We start from the raw sequence: 14,585 nt of genomic DNA, 5'->3' as shown, positions 1-14,585 counted from the left end.
TTGGCCCCGTGGTGATCCCGTATCTTGAATACTTGCCCAGCCTGGCGATTGCCATGGCTCGCATTTACCCCTGTGCCTTCCTGGTGCCGGCGTTTTGCTTTCAGCATGTGCGCGGGATGCCGCGCCATGTCATTGTCCTGGTTATGGCGTTGCTGCCGACACCCGGTATTCACGCGGTGTTGGTGGACCAGGAATTTACCTTGCTGCTGATCAGCGCACTGGTGTTCAAGGAGGTCGCACTGGGCTTGTTGCTGGGCATATTGCTGGCGATGCCGTTCTGGCTGTTCGAAGGTGTGGGGGCATTGCTGGATAACCAGCGTGGTGCCCTGATCGGCGGGCAACTCAACCCCTCTCTCGGGCCGGACGCCACGCCCATCGGGCATATGTTCAAGCAATTGAGCATCTTTCTGTTGATCGTCACCCTGGGCCTTGGCGCGATGACCCAGGTGATTTGGGACAGCTATCTGATCTGGCCACCGACCGTCTGGTTGCCCGTTCCGGCCGTCAATGGCTTCAGCACGTTTCTCCAACTGCTCGCCGATACCTTCACCCATATGACCCTCTATGCAGCGCCCTTTATCGCCCTGTTGCTGCTGATCGAATTCGCTATTGCCTTGCTCAGTCTCTACAGCCCGCAGTTGCAGGTGATGGTCCTGTCGATGCCAGCCAAGAGCCTGGCAGGGTTGGCATTTCTGCTGCTCTATCTGCCCGTGCTGCAAAATTTGATCGTGGGCCGCATGAGCTTACTGAGCGAGCTCAAGCACTCGCTGGGCCTGTTGTTTCGGGTGGCGGCAACATGAGTGATTCGGGGGAGAAAAAACACCCGGCGACGGCCAAGAAACTGCGTGACCAACGCAAGAAGGGTCAGGTCTCCCAGAGCCAGGATATTGGCAAACTACTGGCGTTGACTGTGCTGAGCCAGATCGCCTTGTTCACCGCTGAAACCAGCATGCAACGATTTCAGCAGTTGTTGATGTTGCCAGTGTCGCGCATCGGGCAACCCTTTGTGCGCACGCTGGAAGAGGTTGTGGTGGCGGGTGCGGTGGTGTTTTTCAGTTTTGCCTTGTTGATGGCCGCTGTCGCTATCGCGACAAAACTGATCAGCAGTTGGATGCAGTTCGGTTTTCTGTTTGCCCCTGAAACCTTGAAGCCGGATTTCAACCGCCTCAACCCGCTCAACCAGGCCAAGCAGATGTTCTCCGGCCAATCGTTGATGAACCTGTTCATGGGTGTGGCCAAGGCGCTGTTTATTACGCTGATCCTGTATGTGGTGGTTGGCCCGGCATTAGGTCCCTTGATCGGTTTGACCAGTGGTGATCTGCCAGGCTACATCTCGGCCCTGATCGTGCTGTTTCGCCATCTGCTCAACACCTGTCTGGGCTTGTTGCTGGTCCTGGCGCTCATTGACCTGGCGTTGCAAAAGTACTTCTTCGCCAAGCGCATGCGCATGACCCAGGTGGAGGTCATCAAGGAGTACAAGGACATGGAGGGCGACCCGCACGTCAAGAACCAGCGCCGCTCATTGGCCTATGAATTGGCCAACGAAGAGCCGAAGGTCAAGCTGCCCAAGCTTGAAGAGTCCGACATGCTGGTGGTCAACCCGACGCACTTTGCCGTGGCCCTGTACTACCGCCCCGGGGAAACGCCTCTGCCGATGATGGTGGAAAAAGGCACGGATGCCGAGGCACGCAAGTTGATTGATCGGGCCAAGGCGGCAGACATACCGGTTATCCAGTGTGTGTGGCTGGCGCGCACCCTTTACAAGGGAGAACTGGGCAGTCATATCACCCGTGAAACGCTGAAGGCTGTGGCCCTTATCTATCGCACCTTGCAAGAGTTGGATGATGAGGCCAAGCGCGAGACGCTTGAGCTGCCGGAGCTTGATGATCTTTGATTGGCATATAAACTGCTGCGTGTACCAAGGGGTTTAATAGCGCGTGCCGTACGCGTCCAGTCGTTCAAGTTCCGCCAGTGACAGACTTCGACTCAGCATGCCGTCAAGCAATGCCCTCTCGCGGCGTTCAGGCAGCGCCTGCCAGATCACCAGCGCTCGTTCATCGTCGAGATAGGCAAACAGCCCATCGAATGCCAGTGCCTGCTCAAAGCGTCGTTCAAGTACGCGCTGCAGCTGACCCGCCTTGATGGCGTGAGGCGGTATTCGCAAGGCCAGTCCCACCTTGGTCCCCACCCTCAACCGACAGAATATGATGCCGTCGCACAACGACCACTCAGCGTCATTGCCAGCCATGAGGGCGTCTAGGAAGGCCTGCCGACGTTGCTCGTCGGCAGAAATTCCTGCGTTCTTCATCGCTCCAGAGAGACCGTCTGATAGTCCGATCGTTCGCCGGACGGGCCGGGCTCCACCCGCATCTGTTCAGGCCACCAAATCACCATTTGCTGGGCGTTTGATTGCGGCCGTGAGCAGGAATCACCCTTACAGGTGGGCGTGCAACCCGACATGACCATGGCCAGGGCAAGGAGTGCAAGGGGCGAGAGTATCTTTTTCATTGATCAGTCTTCCGGGTCGGAGTGAGCAGGGAAGGGCGAGGCACACCAATGTGCTCGTCCTTCACAACAGGGCGCATGGCGATAAACACTTCCGCTTCCTCACCCGGCTTGAGCCAGGCGTGCGGCCAGACAGTGACGGCCAGGGTTTGCGAGTTGCTGCATTCCCTCTCGTCGATGCGCACATTGCGGTTGAACTGGTTACGCAGAACGATGACGGCCACGTTGTACTGCGGGCCGGCATACCACTGACTGCTGGCGGTGTTGAGCGCCAGGAGGTCGCGGGTTCGGCACAGAGTATCGAGCCCCAGTGGCATGGGCGCGGCCTTGAAGTCCTTGGGTACCTGCCCGGTGACCAGATGGGCCAGGGTAGAGGTGACATCGCTGCGCTTGATCGCCGGCTGGTGTTCGGCGTAGCGACGCGCCAGCGGTTTGAGGGCGTCTTCCAATTCCACCTGATCAGATTTTGGCAAATAACGCGAGGGGTCGGCCTGATCACCGATGACTCGGGGCGTCAGGATAAACAGGCGCTCTCGCCGGTTGCTCTTGCGTTCGGTAGAGGAAAACAGCGCCTTGCCCAGCAGCGGGATATCCCCCAGTAATGGCAACTTGTTCAGCCTGTCGGCGTTCTCTGTGACGTGGAACCCTCCCACTACCAGCGAGCGCTTTTCCGCCATCACCGCTTGGGTGCTGACCTTACCCTTACGCACATCCGGGCCGATTCGATCGGGGTTGGTTTCATCGAAACTGCCGTCTTCGATGTCCACTACCAAGTGGATCTGGTGCGCGCCCTTTGACGTAATGACCCGTGGGACAACCTGGAAACTGGTGCCCACTGTGACTGGCAGAATGGTTGCGTTTTCGGTGCCTGCGGTAATGTACTGCGTGCGGTTGAAGTCGATCACCGCCGGCTGGTTTTCCAGGGTCAGGATCGAGGGATTGGACACGACGGTCGCCAGGCCACGGGCTTCCAGTGCCCGCAGGTCTGCTTCAAAGCGGTCACGGTTACCGATAGACACTTGCGATGCCGTCCCCGGCGCAATGTTATTGACCCCAGCCCTGAAGCGACTGTTTTGAAAGCCCCAGTTCACTCCGAACTCCCTGAGCTGAGTGCGATCGATGTCTAGGATGATCGCGTCAATCTCCACCAGCTTGCGCGCCACGTCGAGCTTGGCGATCAGTTCGCGGTACATGGCCTGGCGTTCCGGGAGGTCGTAGATCAGCACGGCGTTGTTGCGCACATCGGCTTCGACGCGGATTTTGCTTGTGGGTGTCGGCGCTCGGGGTGTCATGGCGTAGTTGGCATCCGGCTGGCCGAGGGCGGCCGGTGGGCTGAGCATCTGCCCCAGCAGAGGATTGCTCAGCCGTGGAAAGACTTGGGCCATGGGGGATAGTACTGACGACGGTGCGGGGTTTTGAGCCGCACTCGAGAGCACGGAGGATGTTCGCGGCTCCAGCAGACCACGCAACATGCTGGCGACGCCAGGGATAAGCAGTTTTTCGCCGCGGTAGTCGATCTGGCGATCCGCCGCATTGGCGAACTGCAGGGTAAACGTCAGCACACTCTGTTTTTCATCAGGCGTCTTGCGCTTGCTGCTGAATTGTTTGATCTGTTCTATATAGCGCTTGGGGCCAGAGACCAATACAACGCCGTCATCCGGTAGCTCACCCCAGCCAAAACGGCTGTCCAGCAGGCCGATGTCGGTCAAGGCCTGCTTCAGGTCGGCAACAGTTTCGGCTGAAACCTCAAGCCGTGCTGACTCTTGCTGGTCCAGGGTACTGATGTACAGAGTGTTGTTGTACATGAACCACTGGAAGCGGTGCTCGACGGCGAGCCGGTCCAACAGCGATTGGGGCGTGTTCGAGCGAATTTTGCCATTGACGTAGCCTTCCAGGAAACCGTCGATTTGCAGTTGGGTGCCGAAGGTTTTCGTGAAGTCTTCGAGTACTTCCTGCAGGGTCTTGTTGTCGGCCTCGTAGGCGTAAGCCGTGGTTTTCCATTCGGCGGGTATGGCTGCCAGTGTGCTTTCCAGCGGTATCAGTAGCCAGGGTAATACGGCCAGCCAGCGCCAATGGGAGGGCTGCGTCGTTGTTGCTATGGGCGAGGTGAGGCGCAAGCAGGTTTGCTTGTAGGTCTTGTCAGGCATGGAGAGATTCTCTGGTTAGTGCGAAAGCAAGCGCAGCGATGAGGGCATGCACTTCGGGGCACTCCGGCGGCACTCGACCATAGAGCGCCAGGTATCGCGTTGGTTGAGCAGGGTTTCGAGACTTGCCAATAGCTGATCCCGGCAACAGTTACCGGGCAATCTCTGAAGTAGCCAGAGATGGCGGCTTTCAGGTGATTGGGCCAGGGAACCTTGAAAGTACTCCAGGTTGGCTTGCCCCTGACGCATCCAGATTTCCTGCTGGGGGTTATCGGGAGGGGCAAGGGTAAGCTGAACGCTTAACAGCAGATTGCTTTCGCAACGCCGCAGGTCGATCGAGTCGTCGCCTTCGTACAATGCGATCTGTTGGTCGCTGCCTTCCAGCCAGCGAGCAAGCAGATCGCTCATTTCATTGCATTCCATCAAGAACGGACTTCCTCAACTCATGCCTGATTCGGGTATGTTCTGACCTCGCGAAATGAGCCTGGGCAATTTCCATTTTGGTTTCGAAAAAATCGACGTCATCCGAAAAGAATGGGTCCGGATTGCGAAGAAGTTCGTCGAGTTGCTTTGTGGTTTTTTTCATTTGGCTGTCAAGCCTGCTTTGTATGCCGTCATAGAAACTCATCAACTGTCCCCTTTTGGATTTCCCTCCTCAGTGGTCCTTGCCTTGGCGTCAGTTCCACGATGGAGCACCTTGGCTGCAAAAAATGAAATACTTGCGACACATCAAGCTATCCGTCTTTCTCAGGAGTCATGAGCGTTTCAAGGATCGAGTTCCAATCGACGCAAAAGTCCCCTTCCTCCGTTTTCAGCACTAATGTTTGAGCACTCGGCGTGTCGCCGATCCGAAGACTCCAGGGGAGCTCTTCATGGCCGCTCAGCCACGATTCGACAGGTTCGCGGTCCAGGGGGTGGCACAACAGCGTCGCCTTGACCGGGGGCAGTTGGGTTGCCAGGAGTTGTTTGAGCAGGGCCGCGAGACGTTGCGCAGGCGGGGTCTCTTCCAGTAGGCAGCGTAGCGCCTGGTTGACGAGCGATGTGGCACTCTGTTCCAGGCCATCGCACATTTTTTGGTGTTCGATTTTCAGCTGACTGAGCTGGGCCTCGGCATTCGTCCTGAACGCCTGCAGAGCCTGCTCCAGCAGTTCTGCACGCTGCTGCTTGGCCTGTTGCAGCAGTTCGCGCACTTGCGTCTGCGCGCGTGCCAGCAACCGAGAGGCCTGGCCACAATGTATGAGGGTTTCTTGAGGAATCAATGTTTGCGGCAGGCCTTGCGTGCCGTTATGCAGCTCAATCTTGCGATGACAAAGCATTGATTGAATGCTCCCATGATTGATACTGATGGGTCTCAGCGCTTTCCATTGAGGTGGCGCGCCAGATGGCTGCTTGCCAGAGGGTGTCGAGCCTGCCATGGGCGTCGGATAGCCACGGGATCTGTTCCAACTCAATCACTCGTTGACGGGGGAAACTGAGGCGGAGTCGCTGCCAGGTGGGGAGCGGGACCCACTCCCGTAACAGTCGCAGCGGATCTTGCTCCTCTGAAAGCGGCGAGCAGGGAGGCAATGCCTTTGCAAGTCGCTGACACCAGAGTTGGTGTTCTTCGCTCAACTGGCTGCTGGACTTGGGGTGGCAAATACTTTCAATCAACGCAAGCATCAACTCTCGTTGGCCTGGCGATCCATATATAAGCCGCAGCAGTGCCAAGTTGGGGGGAGTGGGAAGGCACGGGGCAATGGAGAGTTTTTTGCCGAGCAGCCAGTGCTGGCTGCGATAGAGGGGTTTCAAGGCGCCTGGAACTCCCCATTCGGGTGATGAGACTGTCCAGGGATAGGCCCACCATTGCGCCCAGGTTTGTGCGTCACTCATAAGGCGATGGGTTCATCGAGGTGTGGGCAGGCGCTGGTGAATGCGTCGGATCACTGGCCAGATAACCCCGCGCTCGTGAGTTGCGTTTAAACCAGAAAAACGCGGCGATACCGGCAAGTAAAAGGCTGAACAATGATACCGTCAGGCTGTTTTGCCAAAATCGCAGATCCTCACTGGGTACCAGGAAGGGACCGAAATAGATCAAGCGTCTTTGCTCCTGATAAACGGTCGCGGGGACAAACACTACGGTGAGTTTTTGTGGGTTATCTACTGCGGTCGACATGCCGGGAATACTGCTGGCCACCATCCTGCGAACGCGGGGACGGATATTGTCAGGCTCAAGTCGCGGATCATGTTTGATAAATACTGAGGCGGATGCCGGTTGTACCGGTTCTCCCGGTGCAACCCGTTCAGGCAGCACCACATGAACGCGGGCGACGATTACCCCGTCGATATTGGACAAGGTGGCTTCCAGCTCCTGGGACAAGGCGTAGATGTAGCGGGCGCGCTCTTCCAGTGGGGTGGAGATGACACCTTCCTTACGAAAAATATCACCCAGTGTCGAGCGTGCGGTTCGTGGCAGGCCGGCTGCTTCCAGCGTGCGGACAGCGCGGCTGATGTCATCAGTTGCAACACGGACAACGACCCCATCTTTGGCCGGGGCTTTCTGGGCGCGGATCTGTTTGTCCGCCAACTCGGCAATGACTTCGTTGGCTTCCTGCTCTGAGAGCTGGCGATGAAGCTCCACACTTTCGCCGCATCCACCCAGCATTAACATCAATGACAAAAGTACAGTGGCAATCAGAGGGCGGGCCATGTTCTTCCTATTGCAGGTTGGTCAGTTTTTCGAGAGCTTGTACGGCTTTATTGAGAGTCTTGACCGTCAGAACGGTCTGTAGTTGAGCGTCGGAAAGTTGGCTGCCGTAATCGCGTAGCGCCGAGGGGTTGGAGCCTCGACTGATCTCTCGAAGGCTGCGAGCCACCTGTGATCTCAGCCCAATCAGCTGATTCGACTGTTCTGACAGAAGGTTGGGAGCCATGGCTGTGCTCATACTCGTGGCTGGCAGTTTGTCGCTGGTTAAGCGCGCATTGAAAAAGTTGATGTCTGTGGCTGACGAGGATAATTCTGGTCCGCCAGTAGAGTTATGGAGGGGGTCGCTCGACGAAAAAATTTTGATATTTCCGAGCATAAATTCCTTTCTCCAAATTGATGGGTGATCAACTGGCGAGTTGATTTAAAATAGGAGTGAATTGTTTTTGAACTGCCTCCTTTCCCTCTATTCGGGGGGAGGAGGCAGTAGAGTTAACTGATCCTTATGGATTTTGGAACATCGATTCCTGCAGCAAAATCCTCAGCTGCAATACGCTGCCAGCCGCGTTTTTCTGCAAGCGCCTTCCTGGCCGCCTCTTGCTGATCCCCGACGTCCCCGCCAGCACCTGCTGCACTCGAGCCGGAGCCCGCAAGGTTGGTGTTATAGTTGACATAGTTAGACATTAGGTTGCTATTCAAGCCATATGACATGGTGTATACCTCTATTCAATTTCTGATCTGTTATAGGAGGAGTATGTTGTGAGTATTTCAATGCGCTTGAATGCACCACGCTTTCGACGGTGCCCCGTAGGTCACGTATTGTTTGCGACGGGGCTGTCTGCCAGTGCATAAATCAAGAGCATGGAATGTATCCGTGATACAGAATCATCGGTAAGTTCTGGTGCGCAACATTCGGCTAATGAGTCAAGATTCTGATTGTGGGTCGTCGATTATCATTTTCTGTACAACAAAATACTCCACTGCATTGACGACTACTCAACCTTCATCAATAGCTCAAGGGTCTCTGTTGTTCAAGGAGGCTGCTGGCTGCTTGCCCCACGACGCCACCGATAGCGCCGCCCACCATACTGCCGAGGGGGCCACCTACAGCAGTGCCCAGCGCCGCTCCTGCGGCTGTACCTGCTATAGGTGCAGCGGTTTGGATTAACTGCATCGGAAGTTGCGTTATACCGCTAGTCATATTGTTAATCTCCTGGAGTGCTAAAGTTTCATGTTAGCTATGGATTCACAAGTCCAGTCAAGCCAATTGGAGCTGGCTTGCACAATAAGTGGTAATTTCGGCTCTCTGGTTCCATCAACTCAATGAGTGGGTATTTCCAGTTGTTTCATCCGGTGATAAAGCGTCCGCCTGGCCATCCCCAATTCAAGTGCGACCGTATCAATGCTGCGCCGGTGGCGCCGCAGGGAGTCTTCGATCAGTACTTTCTCTATTTGTTGTAATCGTTCCTTGAGGTTCATTGTGACCCCTTGATATTCATTCCCTTGGGTTGGAATCGCAGGCAAGCCGAGAACAAAGCGTTTGGCAGCCGAACCCAGTTCGCGGACATTACCTGGCCACGAATGGCAGAGCAGTTGCTGGAGCAGGACGCTTGGGGGAATGGGGGCGGGAAATTGGAAATGCTGGGCTTCGCGCTCAATCATATTCAGGAATAACGGGATGATACGCTCCCGGCGCTCGCGCAAGGCTGGCAGGTTAATGGCGACGACGTTGAGACGAAAATACAAATCCCGCCTGAATAGGCCTTGCTCGACCATCTCATGCAGAGATTGTTGTGCCGAGGCGATCACCCGCATGTCCACGGCAATAAACTTGGTTGACCCCAGTCGTTCGACACCCCTTGATTCCAATACTCGTAGTAATTTGGCCTGTAGAACCAGGGGCATGCTGTCTATTTCATCGAGGTATAAGGTTCCCAAATGTGCCGCTTCGATAAAGCCAGCTCGTGATTGCACCGCGCCGGTGAATGCACCATTGGTGACGCCGAACAACTGACTTTCGGCGAGTGTTTCCGGGATCGCCGCACAATTGATTGCAACAAAGTTGCCCCTGCGCCCGGATAAGCGATGAACTCTTTCAGCCAGGGTGTCCTTGCCGGTTCCAGTTTCTCCAAGTAACAAAATGTCGACATTTAGTGTCGCAGTATTCCTGATTGTGGCTTCCAGACCCGGGCATTCAATTAGAGGGGGAAGGTTATTGTCGTTGATCTTGTGGGATGCCGACATCACTCTTGCTGCAACATATTTATTGCCTCTGTCAGACCTATTACGAGTTCAACTAACTTGAGCCGCTTGGTCATTTTCTTAAAGGCAGTAGAACGCAAGTCTATACCGTTGTCATTGGTGATAAATGGTGAGTTTTAATGCTTATCGACTGAGCTGCGGAGTGGAAGCTAAAAATAATAAATATTCAAGTGCAGTGGCTGTTTTAAATCGTTATTGGAGGTAGGAGTAGTCTGGAATTTTTGGTTTTTTTTAGATGGTGAGGAATTAGTGATTTTTAGGCAGCGTTGTGTTGGTGGGGTCTTATGTATTTAGTGGAGTTGCCAAATTGTTACATTTTATTGTGTCATTGCGCGTGCCAGTTGGATTCTTTCTGGCAGGTAGGATATCGGTCAGGCGCCCACAAAAAAGCCGATGCATTGCATCGGCTTTTTGTTCTGCGCCAGGGTTTAGACGTTGAAACGGAAGTGCATCACGTCGCCATCCTTGACGATGTATTCCTTGCCTTCCAGGCGCCATTTACCTGCTTCCTTGGCACCGGCTTCACCCTTGAACTGGATGAAGTCGTTGTAGGCGATGACTTCGGCGCGGATAAAACCTTTTTCGAAGTCGGTGTGGATCACGCCAGCGGCTTGTGGTGCGGTGGCACCGACTTTGACGGTCCATGCGCGGACTTCTTCAACACCAGCGGTGAAGTAAGTCTGCAGGTGCAGCATTTCGTAGCCGGCGCGGATCACACGGTTCAGGCCAGGCTCTTCCAGGCCCAGGGCCTCAAGGAACATGTCTTTTTCTTCGCCGTCATCAAGCTCGGCGATTTCCGCTTCGATCTTGTTGCAGACCGGTACGACAATGGCGCCTTCTTCTTTGGCAATGGCCATGACCACGTCGAGCAACGGGTTGTTCTCGAAGCCGTCTTCAGCCACATTGGCGATGTACATGACAGGCTTGGTGGTCAGCAGGTGAAAACCACGAATCACCGCCTTTTCGTCGGTGTTCATGCTTTTCATCAGGCTACGTGCTGGCTTGCCCTCAGTGAAGTGAGCGATCAGTTGCTCCAGCAGAGCCTTCTGAACCACAGCATCCTTGTCGCCGCCCTTGGCGTTGCGAGTGACCTTTTGCAGTTGCTTCTCGCAGCTGTCGAGGTCGGCAAAGATCAGTTCCAGGTCGATGATCTCGATGTCGCGTTTCGGGTCGACGCTGTTGGAGACGTGAATCACGTTCTCGTCTTCGAAGCAGCGGACCACGTGGGCGATGGCGTCGGTCTCGCGGATGTTGGCAAGGAACTTGTTGCCCAGGCCTTCACCTTTCGACGCGCCGGCCACCAGGCCTGCGATGTCGACGAATTCCATGGTGGTCGGCAGGATGCGCTTGGGATTGACGATGACCGCCAGTGCTTCCAGGCGTGCGTCGGGCATCGGCACGATACCGGTGTTGGGTTCGATGGTGCAGAAGGGGAAGTTCTCCGCCGCAATACCGGATTTGGTCAGGGCGTTGAACAGGGTGGACTTGCCGACGTTGGGCAGGCCGACGATGCCGCAATTGAATCCCATGGTGTTTCCCCTTGGATAAGAGTCAGGCCTTCTGGCTGTGCAGGTTTTTCATCGCACGGTTCCATTCCCCGGCGAAGATATCCGGCAGCACGCCGAGGGCAAAATCGATGCTGGCATCGAGTTTTTCCTGTTCGGCGCGTGGCGCACGACCCAGGACGAAGTTTGAAACCATACTGGCGACGCCTGGGTGGCCAATGCCAAGCCGCAGACGGTAAAAGGTATTCTGATTGCCCAACTGCGCGATGATGTCTCGCAGGCCGTTATGACCGCCATGCCCGCCGCCTTGCTTGAGCTTGGCAACACCGGGTGGCAAGTCCAATTCGTCATGGGCCACCAGGATTTCTTCGGGTTTTATCCGGAAGAAACCCGCAAGTGCCGCGACGGCTTGGCCGCTGCGGTTCATGTAGGTGGTGGGTATCAGCAGACGAACATCCTGACCTTGATGCGAGAGGCGTCCGGTCAGGCCAAAATATTTGCGATCGGCCACCAGGTTTACACCTTGGGCGTGGGCGATGCGCTCAACAAAAAGGGCCCCCGCGTTATGCCGGGTCTGTTCGTATTCTGCGCCTGGATTTCCCAGGCCAACGATCAGTTTAATGGCAGTCACGACAGGGGCCCTTCCTTTGGAGTTGTGGATAACATCGCTGCAACCAACGTGCGGCGAAAGTGGACGACAAGAACTCATTTACTCAAAAGTAAACTTCGCGTTCTCGCCCGCTTTCTCGCTACGTTTCGGTCCGCGATGCTTCCTCCAGCTCCTACGTTACAGAGTGAATTACTCTGCAGCGGCTTCTTCAGCTTCTGGAGCAACGCGTGGAGCGTGAACGTTTGCAATGGCTTTGTCATTGCCGTGAGCCAGAGCAACAAACTCAACGCCTTTAGGGGCTTTGAGGTCGGACAGGTGAATGATGTCACCGATTTCAGCGTTCGACAGGTCGACTTCGATGAATTCAGGCAAATCTTTCGGCAGGCAGGTCACTTCGATCTCAGCGGTAACGTGCGAAATTTCGCCGCCTTTCTTGATCGGGTCAGCTTCGCCAACGAAGTGTACAGCCACGATAGCGGTCAGTTTCTGACCGGCTACAACGCGTACGAAGTCAGCATGCAGCACGTGGCCTTTAGCTGGGTGACGTTGCAGTGCCTTGATGATGACGTTCTGCTTTTTGCCGCCGATGTTCAGCTCGATGATGTGGCTGTACGAGGCTTCGTTTTCCAGCAGTTTGGCAACTTCTTTAGCTTGCATGCTGATGGATTCAGGGGCTTTTTCGCCACCGTAAACTACAGCTGGAACCAGGCTTGCGAGACGACGCAGGCGGCGGCTCGCACCTTTCCCCAGGTCAGATCGCACTTCAGCATTCAGAGTAAAATCGTTCATGTTGTATCTCCAAAATAACCACATTCGCCCCAGCGTTTGCGACCAGCGCTAAAGGCGATATGGGCAAAAAAGCCCCGCCCCAACAATATGCTGGGGCGGGGCGCTTTTCGTCAGTGGGATGACGCCAAGGGTTGACCCTTAACGGAACATCGCACTGATCGATTCTTCGTTGCTGATGCGGCGAACCGCCTCGGCAACTACCGGTGCGATATCCAGTTGACGGATACGCGAACAGGCTTGAGCAGCAGCGGACAACGGGATGGTGTTGGTCACCACCAGTTCGTCCAGCATTGAGTTCTCGATGTTCTCGATCGCCCGACCCGACAGCACAGGGTGTGTGCAGTAGGCAAAGACTTTGGCTGCACCGTGCTCTTTCAAGGCTTTCGCCGCGTGGCACAGGGTGCCGGCGGTGTCGACCATGTCATCGACCAGAATACAGGTGCGCCCTTCGACATCACCGATGATATGCATCACTTCAGAGTGATTGGCTTTCTCACGGCGTTTGTCGATGATCCCGAGATCCACGCCCAGGGACTTGGCAACAGCACGTGCACGCACGACGCCGCCAATGTCCGGGGACACGATCATCAGATTTTCAAAGCGCTGGTCTTCGATGTCATCCACCAGGACGGGGGAGCCGTAGATGTTATCTACTGGAATATCGAAGAACCCCTGGATTTGGTCAGCGTGCAGGTCAACCGTGAGAACACGGTCGATGCCTACCACGGTCAGCATGTCAGCAACGACTTTCGCGCTGATAGCCACACGTGCGGAACGCGGACGGCGATCCTGACGGGCATAACCAAAGTAAGGGATTACAGCTGTGATTCGAGTCGCTGAGGAGCGGCGGAAGGCATCAGCCATCACGACGAGTTCCATCAGGTTATCGTTGGTCGGAGCGCAAGTCGGCTGAATAATGAAGACATCTTTACCGCGGACGTTTTCATTGATCTCGGCTGTAATTTCGCCGTCGGAGAATTTACCGACAGAGATGTCACCGAGAGGGATATGCAGCTGACGTACAACACGCCGAGCCAGATCGGGGTTGGCGTTCCCCGTAAAGACCATCATCTTGGACACGCGCAGTACCTGAAGGCTGAGGGTAACCTGGATGAGTATACGAAAATGGCAGGGGCGGCTGGATTCGAACCAACGCATGGCAGGATCAAAACCTGCTGCCTTACCGCTTGGCGACGCCCCTGTATTTGTTGCAACGAGTGCCCAGCACTCGGTTCCTTTTAGAGCAGACTTTGCAGCTTGCGATGCAACATCGAAACGTTGCTTCCTTTTGCTACAAACCCTGTAAGGGTCTCTGTAAGAAGGGCCGAGACTTTATCAGCTTCAGCTTTGTTTGGGAAGCCCCCAAACACACAACTTCCAGTTCCGGTTAATTTTGCTTCGGTAAATTTACCTAACAAATTCAAAGCGTTACGTACATCTGGGTAACGCCTTGCTACAACCGGTAAGCAGTCATTCCGACTGTTTCCCTTGGGAACGGGGCGCACTTTAATGGGAGGAGAGTTACGTGTCAACAGTGGATCTGAAAAAATTTCTGCTGTACTTACAGATACTTGCGGAACAAGCACGACATACCAAGGTTCTTCGGGGTCTACAGGGGTGAGTTTTTCCCCCACTCCCTCGGCAAAAGCGGCGTGTCCACGGACGAAAACCGGGACGTCTGCGCCCAGTGTCAGGCCCAGCGTAGCCAGACGATCCTCGTCCCAGCCCAGTTGCCACAGGTGGTTCAGACCGAGCAGGGTGGTGGCGGCGTTGGAGCTGCCACCGCCGATTCCGCCGCCCATGGGCAGGATCTTGTCGATCCAGATATCAATGCCCAGCGCGCAGCCGGATTGTTCCTGAAGTTTTTTTGCTGCCTTCACGATCAGGTTGCTGTCGTGGGGTACTCCCTCGAATGCGGTGTGCAGTTGAATCACGCCATCATCGCGTACAACGAAGGTCAGCTCATCGCCGTAGTCAAGAAATTGAAACAGCGTCTGCAGTTCGTGGTAACCGTCTTCACGGCGACCAAGAATGTGCAGCATCAAGTTGAGCTTGGCTGGAGCAGGTAGGGTCAGGCGCTTTGCCGTCAT

At 55.4% G+C, this 14,585-nt stretch carries 19 protein-coding genes and 1 tRNA gene; 2 read left to right on the top strand and 18 right to left on the bottom strand.

What is annotated here, in order from left to right:
• Positions 1–11 precede the first annotated feature (11 nt).
• Together sctT and sctU are read left to right on the top strand one after the other, a co-directional pair.
• Entirely contained in the window at positions 12–800 is a 789-nt protein-coding gene (sctT, locus tag FQ182_RS12010; protein WP_149411801.1) for a type III secretion system export apparatus subunit SctT, read from the top strand.
• A complete protein-coding gene (sctU, locus tag FQ182_RS12005; protein ID WP_149411765.1) occupies positions 797–1,894 on the top strand; it encodes a type III secretion system export apparatus subunit SctU in 1,098 nt (365 codons plus the stop codon). The genes sctT and sctU overlap by 4 nt, the downstream gene beginning before the upstream one ends.
• 33 nt (positions 1,895–1,927) lie before the next feature.
• On the opposite strand, the gene FQ182_RS12000 is transcribed toward sctU, so the two are convergent.
• From FQ182_RS12000 to ispE, 18 genes are all read right to left on the bottom strand, one after another.
• Positions 1,928–2,308, bottom strand: a complete 381-nt coding sequence (locus FQ182_RS12000; RefSeq protein ID WP_149411764.1) for a transcriptional regulator — start codon at positions 2,306–2,308, stop codon at positions 1,928–1,930.
• Positions 2,305–2,466: an HrpT family type III secretion system protein gene (hrpT, locus tag FQ182_RS30200; protein ID WP_371923876.1), complete on the bottom strand. Its 162-nt coding sequence runs from the start codon at positions 2,464–2,466 to the stop codon at positions 2,305–2,307. Before hrpT ends, FQ182_RS12000 begins: the two co-directional genes overlap by 4 nt.
• Positions 2,467–2,504: 38 nt before the next feature.
• Positions 2,505–4,652, bottom strand: a complete 2,148-nt coding sequence (gene sctC / locus FQ182_RS11990; protein ID WP_149411762.1) for a type III secretion system outer membrane ring subunit SctC — start codon at positions 4,650–4,652, stop codon at positions 2,505–2,507.
• 15 nt (positions 4,653–4,667) lie between these two features.
• Positions 4,668–5,057: a type III secretion system chaperone gene (locus FQ182_RS11985; RefSeq protein ID WP_149411761.1), complete on the bottom strand. Its 390-nt coding sequence runs from the start codon at positions 5,055–5,057 to the stop codon at positions 4,668–4,670.
• Between the two features lies 1 nt (position 5,058).
• Positions 5,059–5,277: a hypothetical protein gene (locus tag FQ182_RS11980; protein ID WP_149411760.1), complete on the bottom strand. Its 219-nt coding sequence runs from the start codon at positions 5,275–5,277 to the stop codon at positions 5,059–5,061.
• Positions 5,278–5,383: 106 nt separating this feature from the next.
• Entirely contained in the window at positions 5,384–5,965 is a 582-nt protein-coding gene (sctL, locus tag FQ182_RS11975; RefSeq protein WP_149411759.1) for a type III secretion system stator protein SctL, read from the bottom strand.
• Positions 5,943–6,518 (bottom strand): type III secretion protein, encoded by a 576-nt coding sequence (locus tag FQ182_RS11970; protein ID WP_178114434.1) that lies wholly within the window; start codon positions 6,516–6,518, stop codon positions 5,943–5,945. The genes sctL and FQ182_RS11970 overlap by 23 nt, the downstream gene beginning before the upstream one ends.
• On the bottom strand, positions 6,511–7,335 hold the full coding sequence (gene sctJ / locus FQ182_RS11965; protein ID WP_149411758.1) for a type III secretion system inner membrane ring lipoprotein SctJ: 825 nt from the start codon (positions 7,333–7,335) through the stop codon (positions 6,511–6,513). The genes FQ182_RS11970 and sctJ overlap by 8 nt, the downstream gene beginning before the upstream one ends.
• Positions 7,336–7,342: 7 nt before the next feature.
• The gene (locus FQ182_RS11960; RefSeq protein ID WP_149411757.1) at positions 7,343–7,708 is read right to left on the bottom strand and encodes an EscI/YscI/HrpB family type III secretion system inner rod protein; all 366 of its coding nucleotides are present in this window, start codon (positions 7,706–7,708) and stop codon (positions 7,343–7,345) included.
• A gap of 113 nt (positions 7,709–7,821) precedes the next feature.
• Positions 7,822–8,013, bottom strand: coding sequence for a hypothetical protein (locus FQ182_RS11955; protein ID WP_149411756.1), 192 nt, complete (start codon positions 8,011–8,013; stop codon positions 7,822–7,824).
• A 322-nt stretch (positions 8,014–8,335) separates the two neighbouring features.
• The gene (locus tag FQ182_RS30895) at positions 8,336–8,503 is read right to left on the bottom strand and encodes a glycine zipper domain-containing protein (protein WP_371923875.1); all 168 of its coding nucleotides are present in this window, start codon (positions 8,501–8,503) and stop codon (positions 8,336–8,338) included.
• Positions 8,504–8,649: 146 nt separating this feature from the next.
• The gene (locus tag FQ182_RS11945) at positions 8,650–9,573 is read right to left on the bottom strand and encodes a sigma 54-interacting transcriptional regulator (RefSeq protein WP_149411754.1); all 924 of its coding nucleotides are present in this window, start codon (positions 9,571–9,573) and stop codon (positions 8,650–8,652) included.
• 446 nt (positions 9,574–10,019) lie between these two features.
• Positions 10,020–11,120 (bottom strand): redox-regulated ATPase YchF, encoded by a 1,101-nt coding sequence (gene ychF / locus FQ182_RS11940; RefSeq protein WP_149411753.1) that lies wholly within the window; start codon positions 11,118–11,120, stop codon positions 10,020–10,022.
• A 22-nt stretch (positions 11,121–11,142) separates the two neighbouring features.
• Positions 11,143–11,727, bottom strand: coding sequence for an aminoacyl-tRNA hydrolase (pth, locus tag FQ182_RS11935; RefSeq protein WP_149411752.1), 585 nt, complete (start codon positions 11,725–11,727; stop codon positions 11,143–11,145).
• Positions 11,728–11,895: 168 nt separating this feature from the next.
• Positions 11,896–12,495: a 50S ribosomal protein L25/general stress protein Ctc gene (locus FQ182_RS11930; RefSeq protein WP_149411751.1), complete on the bottom strand. Its 600-nt coding sequence runs from the start codon at positions 12,493–12,495 to the stop codon at positions 11,896–11,898.
• Positions 12,496–12,633: 138 nt separating this feature from the next.
• The gene (locus FQ182_RS11925) at positions 12,634–13,575 is read right to left on the bottom strand and encodes a ribose-phosphate pyrophosphokinase (RefSeq protein ID WP_003208392.1); all 942 of its coding nucleotides are present in this window, start codon (positions 13,573–13,575) and stop codon (positions 12,634–12,636) included.
• A 46-nt stretch (positions 13,576–13,621) separates the two neighbouring features.
• A tRNA-Gln gene (locus tag FQ182_RS11920) sits at positions 13,622–13,696 on the bottom strand.
• A gap of 37 nt (positions 13,697–13,733) precedes the next feature.
• Complete coding sequence (gene ispE, locus FQ182_RS11915; RefSeq protein ID WP_149411750.1) at positions 13,734–14,585, bottom strand: 4-(cytidine 5'-diphospho)-2-C-methyl-D-erythritol kinase; 852 nt, start codon at positions 14,583–14,585, stop codon at positions 13,734–13,736.

The organism is Pseudomonas sp. ANT_H4, assembly GCF_008369295.1.
GTDB lineage: Bacteria > Pseudomonadota > Gammaproteobacteria > Pseudomonadales > Pseudomonadaceae > Aquipseudomonas.
This window is presented reverse-complemented; position numbering and strand designations above follow the sequence as displayed.